This window comes from Vitreimonas flagellata, assembly GCF_004634425.1.
Classification (GTDB): domain Bacteria; phylum Pseudomonadota; class Alphaproteobacteria; order Caulobacterales; family Aquidulcibacteraceae; genus Vitreimonas; species Vitreimonas flagellata.
The window spans coordinates 302,211-325,195 of the sequence record NZ_SBJL01000004.1 but is presented as its reverse complement, the minus strand read 5'-3'; the positions used below and the strand labels follow the sequence as shown (position 1 = coordinate 325,195).

At 64.4% G+C, this 22,985-nt stretch carries 16 protein-coding genes; 10 read left to right on the top strand and 6 right to left on the bottom strand.

What is annotated here, in order from left to right; translation table 11 throughout:
* Nucleotides 1-8: 8 nt before the first annotated feature.
* Nucleotides 9-1,127, bottom strand: coding sequence for a ketoacyl-ACP synthase III (locus EPJ54_RS17370; protein WP_135213017.1), 1,119 nt, complete (start codon nt 1,125-1,127; stop codon nt 9-11).
* A gap of 145 nt (nt 1,128-1,272) precedes the next feature.
* On the opposite strand from EPJ54_RS17370, the gene EPJ54_RS17365 reads away from it, so the two are divergent.
* The gene (locus tag EPJ54_RS17365; protein WP_135213016.1) at nt 1,273-1,680 is read left to right on the top strand and encodes a hypothetical protein; all 408 of its coding nucleotides are present in this window, start codon (nt 1,273-1,275) and stop codon (nt 1,678-1,680) included.
* Here the strand turns inward: EPJ54_RS17365 and EPJ54_RS17360 are convergent.
* From EPJ54_RS17360 to murI, 3 genes are all read right to left on the bottom strand, one after another.
* Nucleotides 1,677-3,398, bottom strand: a complete 1,722-nt coding sequence (locus EPJ54_RS17360; protein WP_135213015.1) for a DUF4332 domain-containing protein — start codon at nt 3,396-3,398, stop codon at nt 1,677-1,679. The genes EPJ54_RS17365 and EPJ54_RS17360 overlap by 4 nt on opposite strands.
* An 88-nt stretch (nt 3,399-3,486) precedes the next feature.
* Nucleotides 3,487-5,148, bottom strand: a complete 1,662-nt coding sequence (locus EPJ54_RS17355; protein ID WP_167755811.1) for a DUF262 domain-containing protein — start codon at nt 5,146-5,148, stop codon at nt 3,487-3,489.
* A gap of 124 nt (nt 5,149-5,272) precedes the next feature.
* A complete protein-coding gene (gene murI, locus EPJ54_RS17350) occupies nt 5,273-6,103 on the bottom strand; it encodes a glutamate racemase (protein WP_135213013.1) in 831 nt (276 codons plus the stop codon).
* A 221-nt stretch (nt 6,104-6,324) separates the two neighbouring features.
* Between murI and EPJ54_RS17345 the strand changes: the two genes are divergently transcribed.
* The 7 genes from EPJ54_RS17345 (at nt 6,325) to EPJ54_RS17315 (ending at nt 14,548) form a co-directional block, all read left to right on the top strand.
* Nucleotides 6,325-7,275: an MBL fold metallo-hydrolase gene (locus EPJ54_RS17345; protein ID WP_135213012.1), complete on the top strand. Its 951-nt coding sequence runs from the start codon at nt 6,325-6,327 to the stop codon at nt 7,273-7,275.
* Between the two features lie 105 nt (nt 7,276-7,380).
* A complete protein-coding gene (locus EPJ54_RS17340) occupies nt 7,381-8,859 on the top strand; it encodes a DUF1800 domain-containing protein (protein WP_135213011.1) in 1,479 nt (492 codons plus the stop codon).
* 2 nt (nt 8,860-8,861) lie between these two features.
* A complete protein-coding gene (locus EPJ54_RS17335; protein ID WP_239591002.1) occupies nt 8,862-10,043 on the top strand; it encodes a DUF1501 domain-containing protein in 1,182 nt (393 codons plus the stop codon).
* 49 nt (nt 10,044-10,092) lie between these two features.
* Nucleotides 10,093-10,887 carry a DUF3108 domain-containing protein gene (locus EPJ54_RS17330; protein ID WP_135213009.1) on the top strand — a complete coding sequence of 265 codons (795 nt, stop codon included), beginning with the start codon at nt 10,093-10,095 and terminating at the stop codon, nt 10,885-10,887.
* On the top strand, nt 10,884-12,140 hold the full coding sequence (locus EPJ54_RS17325; RefSeq protein WP_239591001.1) for an RsmB/NOP family class I SAM-dependent RNA methyltransferase: 1,257 nt from the start codon (nt 10,884-10,886) through the stop codon (nt 12,138-12,140). The genes EPJ54_RS17330 and EPJ54_RS17325 overlap by 4 nt, the downstream gene beginning before the upstream one ends.
* A gap of 57 nt (nt 12,141-12,197) precedes the next feature.
* Nucleotides 12,198-12,860, top strand: a complete 663-nt coding sequence (rpe, locus tag EPJ54_RS17320; RefSeq protein ID WP_135213008.1) for a ribulose-phosphate 3-epimerase — start codon at nt 12,198-12,200, stop codon at nt 12,858-12,860.
* A gap of 53 nt (nt 12,861-12,913) precedes the next feature.
* Complete coding sequence (locus tag EPJ54_RS17315) at nt 12,914-14,548, top strand: heparinase II/III family protein (protein WP_167755810.1); 1,635 nt, start codon at nt 12,914-12,916, stop codon at nt 14,546-14,548.
* Here EPJ54_RS17315 and EPJ54_RS17310 read toward each other — a convergent pair whose 3' ends face one another.
* Nucleotides 14,549-15,187: a class I SAM-dependent methyltransferase gene (locus EPJ54_RS17310; RefSeq protein ID WP_135213006.1), complete on the bottom strand. Its 639-nt coding sequence runs from the start codon at nt 15,185-15,187 to the stop codon at nt 14,549-14,551.
* Between the two features lie 155 nt (nt 15,188-15,342).
* Between EPJ54_RS17310 and purH the strand changes: the two genes are divergently transcribed.
* Together purH and EPJ54_RS17300 are read left to right on the top strand one after the other, a co-directional pair.
* Entirely contained in the window at nt 15,343-16,929 is a 1,587-nt protein-coding gene (purH, locus tag EPJ54_RS17305; RefSeq protein WP_135213005.1) for a bifunctional phosphoribosylaminoimidazolecarboxamide formyltransferase/IMP cyclohydrolase, read from the top strand.
* Nucleotides 16,930-16,955: 26 nt separating this feature from the next.
* Complete coding sequence (locus EPJ54_RS17300; protein WP_135213004.1) at nt 16,956-17,762, top strand: dienelactone hydrolase family protein; 807 nt, start codon at nt 16,956-16,958, stop codon at nt 17,760-17,762.
* A 100-nt stretch (nt 17,763-17,862) separates the two neighbouring features.
* Here the strand turns inward: EPJ54_RS17300 and EPJ54_RS17295 are convergent, their stop codons facing one another.
* Nucleotides 17,863-22,734, bottom strand: coding sequence for an NAD-glutamate dehydrogenase (locus EPJ54_RS17295; protein WP_135213003.1), 4,872 nt, complete (start codon nt 22,732-22,734; stop codon nt 17,863-17,865).
* Nucleotides 22,735-22,985 lie beyond the last annotated feature (251 nt).

The window sequence follows — 22,985 nt, the reverse complement described above, 5'->3', positions numbered from 1 at the left end:
GCAGGCCCTTACATTTGCTCGATGAAGGTCAAGCCGTGCAGGCCGGCTTTCGAGGTGTCCCGATGTTTGCGCGCGCGGATGTCTTGCACCATGTCGAGCGCGCTTTTCTTTACGGGTGGAAGCTCGGCATCGCTCAGCGCCAGCGGCGTGACGCGATCGCCCCAACGCACCAAATGCGCACACACCGTGAGACCCGCGCCGAAGGCCGGCATCAACACCAGCGCGCCCGGTTTCATACGGCCCTCTTCCAGCGATTCAGCAAGGGCGACGGGCACGGTCGCTGCGCTCATATTGCCGTAGCGCTGCACGGTGAGCATCACCTTCTCCATCGGGATGCCGCTGCGGCTGACGACCGCGTCGATGATGCGCAGATTGGCTTGGTGCGGCACGACGAGATCGATGTCGTCTGGCGTGACGCCGCACTTCTTCATCACCGCTTGGCTGGCCTGCACCATGCCCTGCACCGCGCGCTTGAAGATTTCCTGGCCGTCGAAATCCCATTCGGTGTCGCCCGAAGTGACGCCGCGATTGGTGTAGGCCGTGCCCATGCCGCGTACGCGCAGCGTTTGGCGCGCATCAGCGAGGCAGCCGAGCTCTTCGCCGAGGATGCCTTCTTGCTTATCCGTCGCCTGCAGCACAACAGCGGCGCAGCCGTCACCAAACAGAACCGCGACGTTGCGATTGTCCCAATCCATGAAGGGCGAGATGAGTTCGACGCCGATCACGATGGCGGTCTTTGCAACGCCGGTGCGGATCATCGCAGTTGCGGCGGTTAAGCTGTAGAGAAAGCTCGTGCACGCCGTGTTCAAATCCATCGACGCGGCTTTGGTCGCGCCGATGGCGACTTGTACGCCCGAAGCGCAATTCGGCACCTGCTCGTCATTGGAGCACGAGCCATAGATGATGAGATCGACTTGCCCGCCCTCGATGCCGGCGCAGGCCAATGCGCGCTTGGCGGCGATCACGGCCATCTCGGTGGCGGAGACGTGACTGACGCGCCGCTCCTTCATGCCGGTGCGGCTGACGATCCATTCGTCGTTGGTGTCGAGAAACTTTGAGAGGTCTTCGTTGGTGAGCGTGGCCGGCGGCATGCATTTGCCCCAGCCCGTTATCGCGGCGTAAGTCATTGGTCGCCTTTGTTCTGCTGCCGCATCGCTAGCAAGCCCCGACCCCGCCGTCACGCGCTCTGACGCAGCCAAACCACGCTGCAGCGCAGCGAAACCGGGATTTTCGGCCCAAGCCGGCCTTTCCGACTCATGCTAAGCGCGGGCCATGCAAGCTGTCGCTCAGGCCACCTCGATTGTTCTCTCCGGCGCCGCGCTGGGTTGGATCATCCTGTTTTCGTTCGTGCTCTCTCCGGTTGCGTTCAAAACCTTTGACGCGGGCCGGGCCGAGCGGATCGTGAAAATGGTGATGAATTCCGGGCACGGGATTTTGGGTCTGATCGCGTTTGCGGCAGGCGGGGCCGGATTTCTCTCCGGCGCGATTGCGGGCGGTTCGGTTGCGGCTGTCGGCGGCGCGTTCGCCTTCATGTGCAAGTTCGCGCTGGCGCCGCGCGAAGACAAGCCGATCAAAGGCCACCGCGTGGTGAAGACGGCGCGCATCGTCGCCTCCGGCCTAACGGCCTTCATCATGCCTGTGATGTTCGCCGCAATCGTGCTGACGATGCTGGGGATCTAGGCCGCAACCGTCGCGCTAGTGTTCTGCAACGCACGGCGCGCGCGCTCGATCCAAGTGGCGATGTCGTCTTCGGTTGGCGCGGGCGCTGTGCCCCAGGCGCGCTGACCTTCATCTGTCAAGCCCCAACGCGCGACGCCGTCGCACAGCTCGGTCGCATCCATCTCAATCAGGTCATGTGCATCGCGTACGCCACACGCGACGAGCGCTTGCGCTTCGCGTGATTTGAGACCGGGCACGGTGCATGCCAGCAACGCTTGGCTCTGCCAATCGCGGATCATTTGCGCCGAGATGTGGCGCGCGTCGATTTGCTTCGACGCTTCGTCCGCTTTGGCGGCGATCAGATCGGCGATGGTCCGCACCCCGACAGCTTCAAGGCGCTTGGCTGTCTTCGGGCCGATCGACGGCGCTTGCACGACGGGCGCATTTTGGTTGAGCGTAAAGCGCGGCAGCGATTTTTCCTGTTTCGCCCGCGGCGCGCCGACAGGCAGCTCACGCGGCACGATTACTTCCTTTGCAGGCTTCGGCGCGGGCGTTGGCGTTTCCACTACTACAATAGGTGCTGCCGGCTCTACCGGCTCGGCGACAGGCGCGACGGCCGCAAGCTTCGGAGCCTTTTCAGCCTTGGGCTTCGGTGCGGGCGCTGACTCCACTTGCGGCGCCGGCGTCGCAACGGCGACGGGTTTTGGCTTGGGCGCAGGTTTCGGTGCGGGCTTCGGCGCAGACTTTGCCCTCCCACGCGCGGGTGCGCCTTCACCGGTTTGGGCGCCAATCTCGCGCGGCCATTTCGCGTCCAGCGATGACAGCGGCGTCTTGCTCACTTCGGCGGCGTAAAGCGCGCGCACGACCTTGTCGTCTTCGCCGAGCGTGTTGCGCACTTTGCCGGTGCGGCGGAATTCTTCGTATTGCGCTTCGACTTCTTTGCGCGCCGCCGCATCGTCCATCAGCTTGAGCACGGCTTGGATCGGCGCTTCCAACGCGAGGAAAAACGCTTGCAGCGCCCCGCCCACTTTCGGCGGCGCAACGGCGGCTTCTTCGAAGGCGCGATCTAGAATGCGCGAAAAGCCAACGGCCGCATGCCCAACGAGCTTGGCGATCGTGTCCTTCAATTCTTGATCGAGACCTGCCGGCGGATCCTTCACGCCTTTCGCGAGGTCGTAATGATCGATCACCAATTCGTAGTGGGGGTTCGACGCCTTCGCGCCGGCCAGCACCATCTCGGCCAGCCATTTGTCGCCTGACGGCACAGCCACATCAGGATAGCCGCCGAGATCGCGCTCAAGAATTTGCTGGAAGGTCTTGTACGATTTCGAGAAGCTCCACTCGACCGCGCGGTGGATGACGCCCTCTTCTTCCGTTTGGTGCGTGTGGAACGGTTGGATCGGGTCGGCGTAATAATGGCTCATCACGCCGGCCGACCACGCGGCCTGCCGCCAGTCCTTCGCGGCGAGCGCGCGCACTGTGCGGCGATACCATTCTTCGCACGCCTCAACCGCGCCGCCCCAATTGCCGTCGCGCACGTGAAGCACGTGGTTTTTGAAGTCCTTGAACACTTCGTCAGGCGCCTTCGCGCCTTTGAGATATTCGTCGTGGTAGTGGAGCAAGAGGTTGCGCCAATCCTCGGCCGCCGGCGCGCGCAGATGGCGCAGCGCGTCCACCGCGATGCGATGGTGGTTGGATCGGCAGCGGGTCGCGAAAACGACCGCGTACAGCAACGACATAGAGAGCGCCCCTCGCCCCAGGCATGAATGCGAGGTTAAAAATTGGCGCGGGTTTGGTTAGCGAGTGGTTAAGGCGGTGCGGCCCGCTTCAGTCGTCCGCGCGCACCAGGCCCCAATCCTCGCATAGGATGCGCACCAGCTCTTCGTGGCGGTGCTCGATCACGTCGAGCGTCCATTCATCGACATTGGCGATGGATTTGGTCAGCGCATGGATTGGCGCGCCTGGCCAATTGAAAAGAATGCGCTTCTTCTCCGGGAACGGCTTGTTGTCGGCCACCTTGTTCTGCTCGTAGGTGATCAGGGTCAAATTGCCCAGCAAATGGCAGAGTTCGCCGCGCAGCGCCGAGTCCGGGAAGCGCTCGTTCCACCAATTGGTGCCGCTCTTGGGCATGATGTGTTCGACGGTGGCGTCGTCCGTCATGGTCAGCACGCTGCCGCCCGGCATCGCCGCTTCGACCCGGATCAGCAGCAGGCGACGCTGGCGGTCGCGCTTGCGCGAGCGATTGAGCGTCGCGATGAATTTCAGATGCTCGGCGTGGCTAAGTTCAAGCGCGCCCTTCTCGCCATGGAGCTGCTTGTCGTCGCCCACGCCTTTAACAGCACGCTCGTAGCGCTTTTCCTGCACCCGGTTGTCGATGACGCCGAGTTCGCAGGCGAAGGCGTAGCGATCAAGCGCTTGGAAGAATTTGCGCGCGCGTTCGTGCTCGCTGGCGTGCTCGGCCAGAAACGCGATCGCGGCAGGCGCCCAATCCCATTCCTCGACCTGCTTCATCATCTTCACGCGCCGGTTTACCTCGGCGCTGTACGGGCCGACATCGATCGAGCCGGTGAAGACGGCGCGCAGCGCCTCGGCATAACGCGGCAGCTGATCGAACAGGAACGTGCGCACGCCGCCGGCGCGGTCCACCGCCGTGCGGAACGCCGCGAGATCGCCCGGCGAAAGCAGCGGCTCGCCCGTGAGCAGAAACGGCATCATGTAGAGCAATTTCGCGAAATTCTCGCGCTCGAACATATCCTCGATCTGCTCCCATTTGCGGGCGGCAGCTTCGGCCTCGGCGTTGGAGAGCTTCGAGTTTTCGAGGAGATCGCTCTTGATGATGTCGGCATGCGAGAGCGGCGAGCCGCGCTTGTTGAGCGTGTTGAACACGGTCTGCGCGCAGCCGCGCTCGTCCGCATCGACCACGTTCAGCGTGCAGGCGCGGGCGACGTAGGAGATGAAGGCGTCGAGTTCGCGGTCATCCAAGCGCGCGAGTTCGCTTTCGATGGTGCGCGCGGCGCCGACGAGCAAATCCTTTGAATCGATGCCGATCTCAGCGTGCTGCGCCAGCGCCGACATCTGGCCCGGCTCCTGCACATAACCGCGATAAAAATTCGCATCTTCTTCACGCAGGAAAAGCCTAGGCTGGTCGCCATCCATGATAAGCGCCTGGTAGTGCCGCGCGCGCCCCGGCAAGCGATCGCGCACGTACGCAATAATCATGGTCAGCGTGGAAAGACGCTGCTGACCGTCGGAAATCTCAAGCTTGCCGGCGTTCTTCACCAGCACGATCTGGCCGATGAAATAGAATGAGGCGCGGCGCTGATAGGCGCGCCACAAATCCTGGATCAGCTGGCGCACTTCGCGCTCGCCCCAGGTATAGGGGCGCTGATAGCGCGGCACTTTAAGCGCGGCTTTGCGCGTCAACACCGAGGCCAGATTTAAAATCTGCGAACTGAGCCCCAGCGGTGTGTCGCCGAACGCGTGCGTCATGCTCTTCCCCGCCCCGATCATGCTTGTCGTTGGCGCATCGTTACTAGCTCGACACGATCGTGCAATGCGTCGTGCCGATGCTCACAGCGCAGGTCGCGCAACAGTCGCTGAAACGACACGCATTTCAGACCGATGCAAAATCGGAAAGCAGCTGCACGTCGAAATGCGGCGCGCCGGAAACCGCGGCGGCAGCGGTAAAGCCGCGTGCTTGGAATGCCGGGAACAATTCGCTCGCGGCGGCGGCGTCCGTGAACGCGGCGCGATGCGTGCGCGCTTGTCCGGGACTGGAGATCAGGACATTGGCGACGCGGCGCGCGATCGCTTCGCCGCTGTCGAGCCAGACGCACGACCGCGGCGCTGCGGCGGCAAGCTCCTGCGCCAGGAGCGGAAAGTGCGTGCAGGCAAGTGCGACGACATCGATCTCACCACCGCCCGGCGCGCCAAACAGCCCTTCCATCGCCTCTGTGATCGCAGCTTCGCCCGAAGGCTCGCCGCGCAATTTGCTCTCGGCCGCTTCCACGAGCGCTGACGAGCCGAACCGCACCACCCTCTTATCGGGCGCGAATTGGGTGATGAGGTCGTTGGTATAGGCGCGGCGAACCGTGGCCGGCGTTGCGAGCAAGCCGATGACGCCCGTGCGGGTGAGCGCGGCCGCGGGCTTGATCGGCGGGACGACACCCACCACCGGGATCGCCAGCGCGCTGCGCACGGCATCGAGCACAATGGTGGAGGCCGTGTTGCACGCCACAACCACAAGCTCCGGCGCCCATTGCTCCACCATCCGCGTCAGCAAAGCCGGCACGCGCGCGCGCAATTCGGCGTCGGACTTTAGCCCGTAGGGCAGCCACGCATTGTCGGCGACGTAGTCCAATTCGAGCGCATGGCCCGACGCCGCGATCGCGTCGAGCACGGAGAGCCCGCCGACGCCAGAGTCGAACACCAAAACGCGCTTCATCGCGTTAACCATTTAGGCCGAACGCCATAATCCGAGCGCGTTAACCAATATGATGATTTTCTCATGTTTTTTGCATTCGTTTCGGCGCTTGTGAGCACGCAGCACATAGCTGTGGAAACCACTCCTTAACCGAGTTTGCGCGACTCATACTTTGGGTTAGTGACGCTGGATGGGGTTAACGTCAACGCGCCGCGGCGCGCGTTTGAACGGGGTCGGAAATCATGAACGCGATCGGCAAATCATCTGCGATCTTCGTGACGCTTTCGGGTTTGTTTTGGGGCGGCTGGATTGTCGGCTCGCAAACGCCTGAGGGTCAGGAAGCCATCGCGCGCGCCTACGCTGCCTATGAGGAGCAGCAGGCTACAGCGAACGAAAATCTCTTCGACACGACAGCGCTACGCGCCATCGTCTGCGGCGACCCGACATCGGTCGAGCAAAAGCCCTGCTTGGCGGTTGTGGCTGCGGGCCGTCTCTTCATCGTCGACGCCGGCACGGGCGCTGCGTCCTCGCTGAGCCGCCGCAACATCCCGATGGATCGTTTGGGCGCAGTGCTGCTAACAGACGCTGACATGCCCCAAGTCGCGGATTTGGCCGCCGTCTACAACGCAGCCTCGCGCAATGGCGGCGCGGTGCTGCCGGTCTACGGCCCAGCCGAAACGCAACGCCTGGTCGACGGCTTGAATCAAGCTGGCGGCTTCGATGGCGCCAGCAGCGGCCTGCAAGCCTGGGGCCCGTCGCCGGAGCCAGGTCGCTCAGTGATCGTGTTCGAGGCTGACGGCTTGGTCGTCTCCGCCTTCACGACGCAAGAGGACGCGTTCAGCGGCCGCGTCGCCTATCGCTTCGATTATCGCGGTCGTTCGATCGTGGTCGGCGGTGACGGCCAGGTGGCCGGTGCGGCCGCCGCGCGCGACGCCGACGTCGTGCTGCAAAATGCCACCAGCGAGCGCCACGCGACGATGAACGGCCCGGCCACTGCGGCACAGATCGCAGCGCAAGCCAGCGCCTCCAACACCGGCATGGTCGTACTCACCGGCGCCGACACACCGATCGCGGCGCAGATGCAAGTGGCCGAAGCCCGCGCCACGGGCTTTGACGACGTGCAATCCGCACGCGTCGGCATGATGGTCGAGCTGCCGCTCGAAAACATGGAGATCAACGTCCGCCCGCTCTGAGCCGGCGCGACATTCGAAGTTCCAAAGGGGAGCCCAACGGCTCCCCTTTTTCTTTGCGACGGATGCGGGCGGGTTTTGCGTTAGACTGAGATCGGAGAGGCGCCTATGCCCGATCTCAATCTCGCGGTCATCGCCGCGCACCGCTTCGGCTTCGGCCCACGCCCCGGCGAATTGCGCGCCATCGCGGGCGACCCGCGCGGCTGGGTGAAGAGCCAATTGAGCCAGCCCACGTCGTTGCCGGCGCAAATCGCGGCGCTGCCGCCGGCGGAGGACGATCTGCTTGCGTTTGGCCGCTGGCTCGCGCGCCGCCGGCTCAACGGCGGCAACGCCGCGCGCATTGAAGAGCGCGCCGAGCGCCAGGGCGTGACGCAAGAAGAATTGCGCCGACTTTCGGTCGAAGAGGATTTCGTCGAGAATTTTCGCGAACGCGCTACCCGCGCTGTCGCGGCACGGCTCGAAGCCGCAATCACCAGCGAGCGCCCCGTGCACGAGCGGCTGGTGCATTTCTGGTCGAACCATTTCACGGTCTCGACGGCGAAGCCCGCCGCGATCGCTTTGCCGCCCTCGTTCGAGAAGGACGCGATCCGCCCGCACGTGAGCGGCAAGTTTGCTGACATGCTGCGCGCGTCGAGCAAACATCCCGGCATGATTGTCTATCTCGACAATTGGCTCTCAATCGGCCCGAACAGCCGCGCTGCGCAAAATCCGCGTCGCGCGCGACGACTCCCCGGCGGCGGCAGACCGACCGGGATCAACGAAAACCTCGCTCGCGAAATCCTTGAATTGCACACGCTCGGCGTCAATGGCGGCTACGGCCAAGCGGACGTACAGGCGCTCGCCGCCATCATCACCGGCTGGACGTACGAACGCGCGCGGCTGCGTGATTACGTGAGCGACGCACAAGGCGAGCGAAACGGCGCGCAACTCTTCGAGTTTGACGCCGACGCGCACGAACCTGGGCCGAAGACATTGCTAGGCCGCACCTACGCGCAGGAAGGCGTGGCGCAAGGCGAAGCGGCGTTGAACGATCTGGCGCGCCACCCCGCCACCGCGCACTTCATCGCCACGAAACTCTGCCGCCATTACATCGCCGATACGCCGCCCGAAGCGGCAGTCGCGCGTGTGGCGCGCACGTTTCAGCAAAGCGACGGCGATCTGCGCGAGACCATGGAAGAGTTGGTCGATAGCTCCGAGGCTTGGGACACGCCGCTCGCGAAATTCAAGCGGCCGGAAGAATACGCGATCACCCTGCTGCGCGCCGTCAACGCGCGCGAATTGCCGCCGGGCGCCGGCATCGCTGCGCTCGCGGCCATGGGCCAACGCCCCTATTCAGCGCCCGGGCCGGATGGTTGGGCCGATAGCGCCGACGCCTGGCTCACCGCCGACCTCGTCTGGAAGCGCCTCGAATTTGCGCAAGCGTTCTCCACGCGGATCGCGCGGGCGGACGTGAACCCAATCGACCTCGGCGACGCCTGCCTTGGGCCGGCGATGAGCGACGAGACTCGCACCGCCATCATGCGCGCCGAAAGCCCGGCGCAAGGCTTGGCGCTTCTGTTCGGCGCGCCGGAAATGCAACGGAGATGAGCATGCTGAACCGTCGCACGCTTCTGGCTGGCGCCGCCGGCGCCGGCGCACTCTCCTTCCCCGCGTTCGCTTTTGGCCAAGCGCAAGCGACAGACAAGCGCCTGTTGGTCGTCGTGCTGCGCGGCGGGCTCGACGGGCTCTCGGCCATCGCGCCGATTGGCGATCCCGCTTATGCAGGCTTGCGCGGTCGCCTAGCGATCGCGCGCAGTGCGGCGCTGCCGCTCGACAGCACGTTCGCGCTGCATCCCAATCTCAGCAAAATGCACGCGCTCTATCGCGCCGGCGAGTTGCTGCCGATCCATGCTTGCGCCACCGCCTATCGCGAGCGTTCGCATTTCGATGCGCAGAATGTGTTGGAAACCGGCGGCGTGCGCCCGTTCGCGCGCACGGAAGGCTGGCTCAACAAGGCGCTCGGCGCACTGCCCCGCTCGCGTCCAGAAATGGGCATGGCGCTTTCGGCGCAAGCGCCCTTGATCCTGCGCGGGCCGACGCCGGTTTCCACCTGGTCACCCTCCACACTGCCCGACGTGAACACCGACACTATGGCGCGCATGCTGGCGCTCTACGAAGCGCGCGATCCCGCGCTCGCCAACGCGCTCGAATCCGCCATGAGCGCGAACGCCGTGGCGATGGAATCCGGCGCAGGCGACATGAACCGTGTCGGCCCACGCGCCATCACGCCGCTCGCGCAGATCGCGGCGCGCTTCCTGAAAGATGAGAACGGCCCAATCGCGGCCGTCATGGATGTCGGCGGTTGGGATACGCATGCGAACCAAGGCTTGGAGCAAGGGCCACTCGCCCGCGGCCTCACCTCGCTCGACGACGGCCTCGACGCCTTCAAAACCGAAATGGGCCCAGCGTGGGCGAACACCATGGTGATCATCGCCACCGAATTCGGCCGCACCGCTGCACCCAACGGCGCCAATGGCACCGATCACGGCACGGGCGCCGCGGCGTTTCTTGCCGGTGGCGCCGTGCGCGGCGGGCGTGTGCTGGCCGATTGGCCGGGGCTTTCGCGCGGCGCACTCTATGAAGAGCGCGATCTCCGCCCAACCACGGATCTGCGCGCCGTGTTCAAAGGCGTGCTCGCCGACCATCTGCGCGTGGCGAGCACCGCACTCGAACGCGACGCCTTCCCCGATAGTGCAGCCGCGCGCGCCATGCAGGGCCTGATTAGCGCCTGATCTGCCAGCCGGTGATGGACTCGCAGCGCTCCCCCACTAAGGTCGGCGCATGCGTCTCATCCTCTCTGCCCTTGCCGCATTGTTCATGTTCGCAACGCCCGCGGCGGCTGAGCGCTTTGTGTTGCGCTACGAGGGCGTTGGACTTGGTGTGGTGCCGCTAGGCGGCATTACAGTAGACGCCGATGTGCGCGAGGATGGCTACGATGTCGCCGCCTCCATGCAATCGAGTGGCTTCATCAATGTGTTCGAGCGCACGGCGATTGAAGCTTCTGCATCGGGCGACATCCGCAACGGCGCGGTGTTCTGGCGGCGCTATGATCTGGATCATCATTACAGCCAAAAGCGCAGGCAGATCGGCATGCAGGTTGGCGATGGCGGCGCGGTGATCGCGGAGATCACTCCGAACTATCGGCTCTGGGGCCAGCCGGCGACGAATGACGAGCAACGCCGCCTCTCGCGCGATCCGCTTTCTTCGATGGTGGCGATGTCGATCGATGTCGGCCAAACCCGGCGCTGCACCGGCGCCTACCCCACGTTCGACGGCCGCTTCCACTATCTGCTGGAACTGGCCGGCGGTGAGATCGATCGCTTCGATGACGCGGGCTACCAGGGCGATGTGCTGAAATGCTCCCTCGCCTACATCGCCGTGGCCGGGTATGAGCCCCGCGATGCTGGTCGCACCCGTATTCCGCATGGCGAGGTTTGGTTCGCTTTGATGCCCGACACGTCCTTCGCGCCGGTCGTGCGCATCGCCACGCCCTGGCCGCGCCGCTCCGTGATCCGCCTCACTGAATTCCGCAGCGCGCGTGTGGACGTGCAATACACGAACGCGCCCACACCTTGAGCGCCCGCCGCGCCGCCACTGACTTGCTCGTCGCCGTGATGGATCGCGGCCGCGCGCTTGAAGACGCGATGGCTGAGACGCCAAGCTTCAATGCACTCGAAGGCCGTGATCGCGCCTTTGCGCGCGCGCTCGTGACGGCGGGCCTGCGCCGCCTTGGCAGCGTCGACACTGTGCTCTCGGAATTCCTGCAACGGCCGCTGCCCGATAGCGCCGAGCACGCGCGCGCGCTGCTGCATCTGGGCGCCACGCAATTGCTCGTCCTCGGCACGCCCGCGCACGCCGCGGTCGGCGAGACGGTGGAGACAGCGAACCACATGCGCGAGGCGCGCGGCTTTGCGAAACTGATGAACGCTGTGCTGCGCAAGGTCGCCGGCAATGGCGCCGAGATTCTCGCGTCGCTGCCGCCGGGCGCCGATCTGCCGGCCTGGCTCTATACACGCTGGCGCGCGACCTATGGCGAAGCGGCGCCGCGTATCGCGCAAGTGCTCGCGCGCGAAGCGCCGCTCGACATCAGCGTGAGGGAAGACGCAGCAGGCTGGGCCGGGAAGCTCGGCGGCGTGCTGACGCCAACGGGCACCGTGCGGCTCACTGATCCCGCGCCGATCGACACCCTGCCCGGCTTTGATGAGGGCGCGTGGTGGGTGCAGGATGCGGCGGCGGCGCTGCCTGCGAAGCTGCTGGGCGATGTGCGCGGCAAACGCGTGCTCGATCTCTGCGCCGCGCCCGGTGGCAAGACGCTGCAGCTGGCGGCCGCTGGCGCTCACGTGACCGCGGTGGATAAGTCAGAGGCGCGCTTGAAGCGCCTGCGCGAAAATCTGGCGCGCACCAAGCTCAAAGCCGAGGTGATCTGCGCCGACGCGCTCGAATTCCGCGCCGAGCCGTTCGACGCTGTGCTGCTCGACGCGCCCTGCACGTCCACCGGCACGCTCCGCCGGCACCCAGATGTCGCCTGGCTGCGCCGGCCCACCGACGTGCGCGCTTTGGCGGAGCTACAGGCGAAGCTTGTGGCCGCCAGCGCCAAGCTGTTGAAGCCCGGCGCGCCGCTGCTCTACGCCGTCTGCTCGCTGGAGCCGGAGGAAGGCCCTGGAATCGTTGCGGAAGCGCTACGCAATGGCTGGCGCCGCAACGCACTGACCAGCGAAATTCCCGCCGAATTCATCACCGCCGACGGCGACATGCGCACGCATCCGGGCTTTTGGCCCGAGCTTGGCGGCCTCGACGGCTTCTACGCCGCCCGTTTGCTACGCACTTAATCCACAAGGGAACCAGCTCGCCTTGCGCCCAGGCGCCGGCGCGGGGTACGACACATCATGACGCGCACGCTCATTGCACCTTCGATCCTTGCAGCGGATTTTTCCAAATTGGGCGAGGAAGTTCGCGCGGCGGAGGCCGCCGGCGCCGACATGATCCATGTCGACGTGATGGACGGCCACTTCGTACCGAACATATCGATTGGCCCAAGCGTGGTGAAATCGATCCGCCCAAACTCGAAACTGCCGTTCGACGTGCATTTGATGATCGCGCCGGTCGATCCCTACATCCAAGCGTTCCGCGACGCGGGGGCCGACATCATCACCGTGCATCCCGAAGCCGGCCCGCACGTGCACCGCACGCTGCAAGCTATCAAGGCGACGGGCGCGAAGGCGGGCATCTCGCTCAATCCGGGCACGCCGACGGAAGGCATCGATCCGGTGATTGATCTTATCGACCTGGTGCTGGTGATGAGCGTGAACCCTGGCTTCGGCGGGCAGAGCTTTATCGAAACCGCGCTGCCGAAGATCGAGAAACTGCGAAAGAAGATCGACGCCACCGGTCGCGACATCATTCTCGAAGTCGACGGCGGCGTGAACGCCAAGACCGCGCCGCGCGTGATCGCCGCTGGCGCCACAGCGCTTGTCGCGGGCACCGCTGTTTATGGCGGCGATCCGAGCGCTTACGCTGACAACATCGCGCGCTTGAGAGCGCCGGCCTGAGCGCCATGAACGCTCCGGTTTCCCCTCCCCGCCGGCCGGTGAGGCCGATCCCGGTGAGCGACATCTGGCGCGCGAACCCGTTTCACCGCATGCGCTTGGGCGACATCAATGCGCCCGACCGCATCAATCAATGGGGCGACGATCCGCGCGTGGGCGATGCCGAACGCGGACGCGAACTTGGTCGCGGCCAATGGCGCATCGCCGCTGAACGCATGGCTGGCGAACACGCCCTGCCGTGGCGCGCGCCGCATCCGTCACGACATTTCACAGCGCGGCTGCATTCGTTTTCGTGGCTGATCGATCTGGCGTCCATCGGCGCCTCCGCGAATGGACGCATCGCGGATCTCATCGATTCCTGGATCGCGGATTTCGGCGAATGGGACGAACTCGCTTGGGATCCTGAGCTTACCGCCGAGCGCTTGTTTGCGTGGCTCTGTTGGGGCCGGCCTGCGTTTGAGATGGGCGCGCCGGAGCAACGCGCTGCGCTGATGCGCTCCGCTGCGCGGCAAGCGCGCATGCTGATGCTGGCGCAAAGCGAATTGAACGAGCGCCATCTGGGTTCAATCAAAGCTGGCGCTGCGCTGATCCTCGCCGGCGCCGCTGGTTTTCCCGATGCGATCCGCCTCGCCGAGCAAGGCGAGGAAATGCTGATTGAGGCGTGCGCCAAGCAATTCTTCTCCGATGGCGGTCACCTCTCGCGCTCGCCCGAAGCCTTGGCCGATGCGCTTTGCGACATGGTCACGGCGTGCGAGATGCTGGAAGACCCGCCGCAGCTCGTGCGCGACACGATGCCGAAGCTCGCCAACATGCTGCGCATGTTGCGCTTGGGCGATGGCGGGCTCGCGTGCTTCCACGGCGGCTCGGAAGATTCCGCTGCTTCGGTTGACGCCGTGCTCGCGCGCGTAGGCGGAGAGCCGCGCAATTTTCAGTTCGCGACGCATACCGGCTATCAGCGCCTCGAAGCCGGGCCATTGCGCGTGATCTTCGATGTCGGCACGGCGCCGCCGCTCGCGTATTCCGAGCGTGCGCATGCTAGCGCACTTTCGTTTGAGCTTTCGAGCGAGAACGAGCGGATCATCGTCAATGTCGGCGCGACGCGCGAATTGGAGCCGGCCGCGCGCATGGCCGCGCGCGTTACCAACGCGCACTCCACACTCGTGCTCGCAGATTCGCTTTCCGCAGCACTCGAAGAACCACGCCGCGGCAAGGGCCCCTCGCGGATCTCCGGCCCCACGCTCGATGACGTGCGCCGCTCGTCCGACGAGAGCGGCATCACCGTGCAGGGCCGTCATGACGGCTATCGCGACAAATTTGGCCTGCTGCATCGGCGCTATCTCTTCATCGACCACGACGGCAAAAACCTGCGCGGCATCGACGAAATGATCCGCCCGGTGAAGCTCAAGGGTCCGACCTGGAAGAAGGATATTCCCTACGTCGCGCGCTTCCATCTGCACCCGGACGTGCGCGCCAAACTGGTCGAACACCAAATGGCGCTGCTGGAAACGCGGAACGGCCAACGCTGGCGCCTGCGCACCGACGCGCCGGAAATCAGCATCGAACCATCCATCTATTGGGGCGGCCCCGCCCCGCGCGAGAGCACGCAAATCGTGCTCACCGGCGCAGCAGACCCCATGGGCCACGGCCTCGCCCCACCCAACCGTATCCGCTGGGCGCTGGCGCGGGCGTAGTCACATCTTCCGCGCGACGATGAACGGCCGCACGTCCTTGCCTTTCGTGCCATGCCGTGCGCGCTCGATGATCTCAAAGCCCGCATCACTGATTGCGCGCTCCAATTCGTCGGCGGAGAAGAACGCCACATAGGGCGCTTTGCCGAAAGCTTGCATAAGCGGCACCAGCAAACGGATAGCGGGATTCATCTCCGCAAGGCACGGCGTCTTGGAGATAAGCAAGCCCCTTGGCTTGAGCAGACGATGCACGCCGCGCAAGGCAGCGTCCCGCGCAGCTACGAGGTGGAGCACATTGAAGCCGAGCCCGACATCAAACGCCGCTTCGGGAAATTTCGAGGCGTCCGGCGTGGCGACTTCAAACGAGACGTTCGCCACGCCCTCCGTCGCCGCCTTCGCGCGCGCAATGGAGATCATCTCGCTGGAGATGTCGGTCGCCGTCAGGTGGCCAACAGAGGGCGCGAGCCTGAGCGCGGTGGTGCCCGTGCCGCAGCCAAATTCAAACGCGGAATCGCTCGGCTTCAGATAGCGGCGCGTCTCCTCAAGTGTCCGCTCATAGCCCGCCATATCCGCGATCGGATCCTTGGCGTATTTGCGCGCAATGCGGTCCCAAAAACGTGCGGCTTTATTGGCCTGCGGCATGTCGCGTCTCCCTGGGCGCGCCTCTAGCACACCCCGAAGCGTCGCCCTTATGAAATCGCGCGCCAGACCGGCAGCCCGTCGCATTGACCACACGGCGAGTCGAGGCCATGCACAGCCCAACAAATTCGTCACATTAACGGCCGAAAGGTCCCACCATGACCAACATTCTCCCCATCAAGCGCGCCCTTATTTCGGTGTCGGACAAGACTGGCCTGATCGATCACGCCAAGGCGCTCTCGGGCCTGGGCGCAGCGCTCATCTCCACCGGCGGCACCAAGAAGGCGATCGCCGATGCGGGGCTGAGGGTCGATGACGTCAGCGCTGTCACCGGTTTTCCGGAAATGATGGATGGCAGGGTGAAGACGCTGCACCCGAAAGTGCATGGCGGCTTGCTGGCGCTGCGCGACAATGCCGAGCACGCCGGCGCCATGAAAGAGCACGGCATCGAAGCGTTCGACGTGCTCTACGTGAACCTCTATCCGTTTGAAGAGACGGTCGCGCGCGGCGCCGATTTCGACACCTGCATTGAGAACATCGACATTGGCGGCCCAGCGATGATCCGAGCCGCCGCAAAGAATTACGGCTTCATCGCCGTCGCCACCGATGCGGACGACATGGCCGCGATCCTCGAAGAAGCGAAAACGCATGGCGGCACCACGCTCGCGCTGCGCAAGAAGCTCGCGGCGAAAGCCTTCTCTCGCACCGGCGCGTATGACGCGGCGATTTCGTCTTGGTATGCGGATCAGCTTGGCGAGACCACGCCCATTTGGCGCTCGCTCGGCGGCAAGCTGAAGCAAACCTTGCGCTATGGCGAAAACCCGCACCAGCATGCGGCGTTCTACACAACGGCCGAGCAACGCTTCGGCGTCGCCACGGCCAAGCAGCTGCAAGGCAAAGAACTCAGCTACAATAACCTCAACGACACCGACGCTGCGTTCGAATTGGTTTCCGAGTTTGATCCCAGCGAAAGTGCCGCTGTCGCCATCATCAAGCACGCCAATCCATGCGGCGTGGCGACGGGCGGCAGTCTGCTCGAAGCATATCAGCGCGCGCTGGAATGCGATTCCACGTCGGCGTTCGGCGGCATCGTCGCGCTCAACCGCCGCTTGGACAAAGCGGCTGCGGAAGCGATCGCCGATATCTTCACCGAAGTCGTGATCGCGCCGGAAGCGGATGAAGATGCGGTCGCGGTGTTCGCGAAGAAGAAGAACCTTCGCTTGCTCGTCACCGGCGGTCTGCCTGATCCGGCCACACCGGGCTTGTCGATCAAGACCATCGCTGGTGGCTTCCTTGCACAAAACCGCGACAATGGCCGAATCAAAGCCGCCGACCTTAAATTCGTCACGAAGAAGCAGCCGACTGACGCCCAAGTGCGCGACATGATCTTCGCGTTCAAGGTGGCCAAGCACGTGAAGTCGAACGCGATCATCTATGTGAAGGACGCCGCCACTGTCGGCGTCGGCGCGGGCCAAATGAGCCGCGTGGATTCCGCGCGCGTGGCGCGCTTGAAGGCAGAGGATGTCGCCCACGCCAATGGCTGGCGCGAACCGAAGACGATCGGTTCGGTCTGCGCGTCCGACGCATTCTTCCCCTTCCCCGACGGCTTGCTGCAAGCCGTGCAAGCGGGCTCGACGGCGGTGATCCAGCCGGGCGGTTCGATCCGCGACGACGAAGTGATCAAGGCCGCCGACGAAGCCGAGATCGCGATGGCCTTCACCGGCATGCGCCATTTCCGGCACTGACGCGCATGCGGCCTTGTTTGCGCCGTATGAGTTTGGGCATCATCGCGCTGATATGGGCGCTGATGGGTGCAAGCATGCCGGCCGCCGCCGAGACATTGCAGGATCGCGTTGAGCTGCTGGCGCCGCATTTCAGCGTGACCCGGCCCGAGGGCGACGGCCCGTTTCCGGTTCTGATCATGCTGCATGGCTGCGGCGGGCCGCGTCCGTTTCTGGATCACACCGCCGAGGCCGCAATGCGGGCGGGTGCTGCCGTGATCAATGTCGATTCATATCGGCCGCGCCGCATCAGCCGTGTTTCTGCGCTAGCGACCGTCTGCACCGGTGCACGGCTGCAAGGCCGCGAACGCGCCGGCGATCTTTACGCGGCGATGGCCTGGGCGCGTCAGCAAAGCTGGGCGGATCGCACGCGCCTCTCCGCGATCGGCTGGAGCCACGGCGCCTGGACCATCATGGATGCGCTTGCGCTGCGCTCCGGCGCTGAGATGCAACGCGCAACGGGGCTAGAAGATCTGCCCGATGAACCGCTTGAAGGCTTGAGCGCCGCGCTGATCGTTTATCCCTACACAGGCATCGGCTCGTTCGCCGGACGTCGCGAGTGGCGGCTTGCGCCGCGCAGCACGGCGATCATTGCGCAGCACGATTATATCGTCGGCCAAACGCGCAGCGCACTGGAGCGGCAGCGCCTGCGCAGCCCTTCGCTTGATCTGGTCCTCTTCGAAGGCGCCACGCACGCCTTCGAAGACCCGCAAGCCAGCGACCCGCGCGTGCGCTACAATCCCGCTGCAACCGCGCGCGAGCACACCATGATCCGCGATATGATCGCAGCGATGTAGCGCTTCGGACCGCCGGCTTCCAGCCGGCACTCCGTTTCAACGTGCACCAACGGCGCTGGATTGAACAAAGATGCCGGCTGGAAGTCGGCCGTCCGATGTTTTAGCGTACCGCGCTTGTGAGTGCGTTGAACTCGGCTGAGATCAGCATCAGCTTCGCAAACGTCCACGGCCCTTGCGCGTTCAGCTCGGCAAACGCCGCATGCGCACGCATCGCCGGCTGACCAAGCGAGCCCAGCCATTGCTTAGCCGCCTGCGCCACCGACGCAGCATCCGCTTGCTTGGGCGCACCGATCGCCTTCGCGGCGGCTTCAGCCAGCTTCAACTGCATCTCGCCGAAATCGTCAGCGGCGCGACGCACCACCAATCGATCCCAGTGCTGATCGAGGCGCATGTTCATCGCCGCATCTCGCAGCGCGTCGAGGCCAAGCTCGGCGCCGATCACGCAATGCAACGTCGACGCCGGATGGATCGGCCAAGACGCCCGCCGCGCCAGATCGGCCACGTCGAGCGAGAGCGTGAGCGGCGAAAGAAGTGCAGCCTCCTCCGCCAGATCAGCCGGTGCGCCGAGATCGAGCAGGCTCTTGCGACGCGTATCGACGCGCTGCTGTTCGATCGCGGAAAGGTCATCGAGCAACGTCTTGCGCTGCGCTTCGACCGGCTCGCGATAGAGCTTCACCACGTCGAGGATCGACGGCGGATTGTCGCGATCGAAGCCGCCATTGCGGGCCAGATAGATCGTGCCACGGCGAAGTGCGCCACCAACACGTTGGTGCAACGCGATTTGCGCGGCAGCCGGCGCCTTGTTGTCCAGCGCGTTGATGCGATCGACCAAGGGTTCGAGATCGAAGATGCGGCGCGTGGCTTCAAACGCGCGCGCCACCGTGACAGCGTCGGCGCGCGAAATATCGCGAATGCGATCCACGAAGGACGGCCCGGCGCGGTTGACGACGTCATCGGCCCATTTGGTAGCGATGATTTCGCGTCGCAGACGGTGTGTCTGCATTTGCGGCTCGAACCTCCAGAGTTCTTTCGGGAAGTACGCTTTGAGCGGCTCCCTGAACGCCGGATCGTTCGGCGCGTCAGACGCCACGATCGCATCGAATAGATCGATCTTGGCATAGGCGACCAGCTTCGCGAGTTCGGGGCGTGTCAGCCCCTGCTTGGCGGCGCGAAGCGAGGCGATGTCAGCCGTCAGCGGCAAACCCTCGACGCGGCGCGAGAGTTTGCCTGCGGCCTCTAGGCGCTGAATGAAGCGCTCGTGGCTATCGAGATCGGCCGCGGCGCTGGTTTGCGCGATGCTGATGGCGCCGGTTTGGTTGTAATTGTCTTCCAGCACCAGCGCACCGACTTCGTCGGTCATCGATTCAAGCAATTTGTCACGTGCATCGGCTTTCAGCGCGCCACTGCGGATCGCATCGCCCAAGAGGATCTTGATGTTGACCTCGTGATCCGACGTATCGACGCCGGCGCTATTGTCGATCGCGTCCGTGTTGATGCGCCCCCCATTGCGTGCGAACGCGATGCGGCCCTTCTGCGTGACGCCAAGGTTCGCGCCTTCGCCGATCACCTGCGCGCGCACATCTTCGCCATCGACACGGATCGCGTCATTGGCTTTGTCGCCGACCTCGGCATGACCTTCGCTGCGCGCCTTGATGTAATTACCGATGCCGCCGAACCAGAGCAGCTCGCATTGGCTGAGCAACAGCGCGTGCATCAATTCCGTGGGCGTCACGGACGGCTTATCGATGCCTGTGAGCGCGGCGATCTCGGGCGAAATGTCGATCGCCTTCAGGCTGCGCGAGAACACGCCGCCGCCCTTGGAAATCAGCGCCTTGTTATAATCCTGCCAGGACGTGCGCGGCGTATCGAACAGGCGCTTGCGCTCCACCCACGTCGCTTCAACATCGGCCGGATTCGGATCTATGAAGATATCGCGGTGATCGAACGCGGCGAGCAATTTGATCTTGCGCGACAGCAACATGCCGTTGCCGAACACGTCGCCCGACATGTCGCCGACGCCGATGACGGTGAATTCTTGCGTGTGGATGTCCTTGCCGATTTCGCGGAAGTGACGCTTCACCGCTTCCCACGCGCCCTTGGCGGTGATGCCCATCGCTTTGTGGTCGTAGCCAACCGAGCCGCCCGACGCGAACGCGTCGCCCAGCCAATGGCCGTATTCGGCGCTAACACCGTTGGCGATGTCGGAGAAGGTCGCGGTGCCTTTGTCGGCGGCGACGACGAGGTAAGCGTCATCGCTATCCCAGCGCACCACTTTTTCCGGCGCCTTCACGCCTTCGCCGACAATGTTGTCGGTGATGTCAAGCAAGCCGCGCAGGAACGTCTTGTAGGCTTCGACGCCCGCCTCTTGAAAGCCAGGCGCGCCGCGTGCGGGCAGGCGCTTCGGGAAGAAGCCGCCCTTCGCGCCGACCGGCACGATGATGGCGTTCTTCACTTGCTGCGCTTTGACGAGATCGAGCACTTCGGTGCGGAAATCGTCGCGGCGATCGGACCAGCGCAAGCCGCCGCGCGCCACTGGGCCGAAGCGCAGATGCACACCTTCGACCTGCGGGCTGGCGACCCAGATTTCTCGGTACGGTTTCGGCGCCGGCAATTCGGCAACGGCGTGGCTGTCGATCTTGAACGACATATACGCCTTCGGCTGCCCATCGGCGCCCGGTTGATAATAATTCGTGCGGCGGGTCGCTTTCACGAGCTGCGCTATACGGCGCAGCGCACGATCCTCATCCAAGCTGACGACTTCGTTCAGCGCCGCTTCGATCAGGAATTCGAGTTTCGAGCTGCGTGACTCGCGCGTCTCCATCGTCTCCGGCAAATTCGGATCGAAGCGCGCTTTGAAGAACGCGAGGATAAGCGCTGCGATCTTCGTGTTGTTGGCGAGCGCCTGCTCTTGTACCGCTTGCGTCGGATCAAGGCCGGTTTGTTGGCGATAGCGCGCCAAAGCCCGCACGAGCGCCGCTTCGCGCCATGAGCACGGCAGCGCCAGGATCAGACGGTTGAAGCCGTCATTCTCGGCCTTACCCGTCCAGATAGCAGCGAAGGCTTCTTCGAATTGCTTGCCGGCGCGGGCGAGATCGATCGGCTTGCCATCGGCGGAGCGCGTTTCGATGTCGTGCACATGGATGCGTTGGCCTGGATGCAGCGCATCGGCCTTCAGCTGCAGCTCGAAATTCACTTCCGAGTCGACGAAGAGGCCCATGTTCTCAAGGATCGGCACCGTGGCCGAAAGCGCCAACACATCGCCGCGCGCATAGAATTTGCAGCGCATCGTGTTTTCGGCGTCGTCGGCAAGGCGATAGGCGCGCGCGCGGATGATCTCGTCATCGCCCGCCGTCAAAATCTGCGCCGTGTCGATCAAAGCCTCGTTGACCGGATAACGCTCGCGGTAGGCCGCCGTGAACGCGCCATCGAAGCGGCTCTCGACTTGCTCGCGCGCGGCGGCGCTGAACAAGTCTGTGCGCAACAGCGCGTCGTTGAACGCATCGTCCCAGGTGTGTGTGAGCGCCGCCACCTCGACATCGAGCGCCTGGGCATCCGGATCGGCGCGCGTCTTGTCGATGTCGCCAATCACGAACAGCACGCGCGCGAGTTGGCCTTCGCCGAGTTGCGGCTGGAAACTTTCGACCACGCCGCCATAGCGCCGCGCGATCGCCTCGCCGACACGCTCGCGCAGTTCGGAATTGAAGCGATCTTTTGGAATGTAAGCGAGCGCCGTGGCGAAGCGGTTGAAGCGATCGCGGCGGGTGAACACGCGGGCGCGCGGGCGATCGAGCAAATGCAGAATGCCACGCGAGATGGCGAGCAGATCCTCGCGCGACATCTGCCAGAGCTCTTCGCGCGGATAATATTCGATGATCTTGCGCAGTGTCTTCGAATTGTGACCGCCGGCCGCGAAACCTGCCTGCTCCATCACCCATTCAGCCTTGCGGCGCAGGATCGGAATATTGCGCGTCGGCTCGGTGAAGCTCTCGCTGGTGAAGAGGCCCACGAAGCGCACTTCGCCAATCGCCTCGCCCTTGTCGTTGTAGCGCTTCACGCTCACGAAATCGGCGGTGGTGCGGCGGTGCACGCGCGCGCGGATCGTGGATTTCGACACGACAAGCGGCGTGGGCTCATCCATCAGCCGGCGCAATTCCGGCGTCAGCATCATCGGCTCGGCGGAGCTGCGCAGCACATAAAGCTCAAGATCGCGCAGCACGCCGAGGCACGTCGCAGAAAGGATTTCCGGCTCATCGGCCTTGTAGCTGCCGTCCGGCAGACGCTGATATTTATAATCTCGAGACCCGAGGAAGGTGAATTTGTCGGCCGCGAGCCAGCGCAACAGAGCCACCGATTCCGCGACCTCTTCAGCCGGCGCATTGGTTCGCGCGCCTTCAAGTTCCTCCGCGCATTCCAGCATACGCTGGCGCATGCCTTGGAAATCTTTCACCGCCGCGCGCACGTCGCCCAACGAGGCGCGCACCCCGTCATGCAGCGCCTTCGCGCGCTGCGGTGAGAGGCGCGGCAGGTGCACTTGAATGAGTGACTCACGGCCCTGCCCGCTCGGCGCCGGCGCTAAGGGGTGGAACATGGCGAGGGCGGCGATGCCTTGGTCGGCCAATTCGCCCATCACCGAGTCAACGAGGAACGGCATGTCCGGGCCGACGATCTCGAGAATATCGCGATCGAGCGCGCGACCGCCGGCGCCGATGCCGGGGCGAATGCGTGTCGATTGCTGCTCCGGCGTCCGCTCACCACGCCAAAGCCAGAATTCGTGCGCCAGAGCTGCGAGATCGGCGAGCGTCAGATCGCCCAATTCGTCGGCGGAGGCGTCATCATAGAGCCCACGGAGGAAAGCTTCGGCGGCCGGATCAATGACACCGTTGACACGAAAGGCCGGCCAAGGGCCCTGGGTTGCGGTTGAAATGAATTGGTCGGCGGTTTGCGGAAGTTCCGCACGCGCAGCGGCGTCCATGAAGCGTTTCCTGAGAGCGGTTCGCGCCGCAATTCGAACAGGCGCGAAGCACGCGTTAGATTTTGGCGCGAACCTAGCCTCCCCAGCGGCAGGCGCAACAGCGGTACGGCCAATCTTCGACCGCAAAGTCGGCCAAGCGGCCTGCGCTAGCGCATGGCCGGATCACATCAGCGCGATTTCGAAAATTGGCGGCGCCGTCGGACGGGGACAAGCTGTCCGACGGCGCCTGCAGGCCTCGCAGCAGGCTGGGT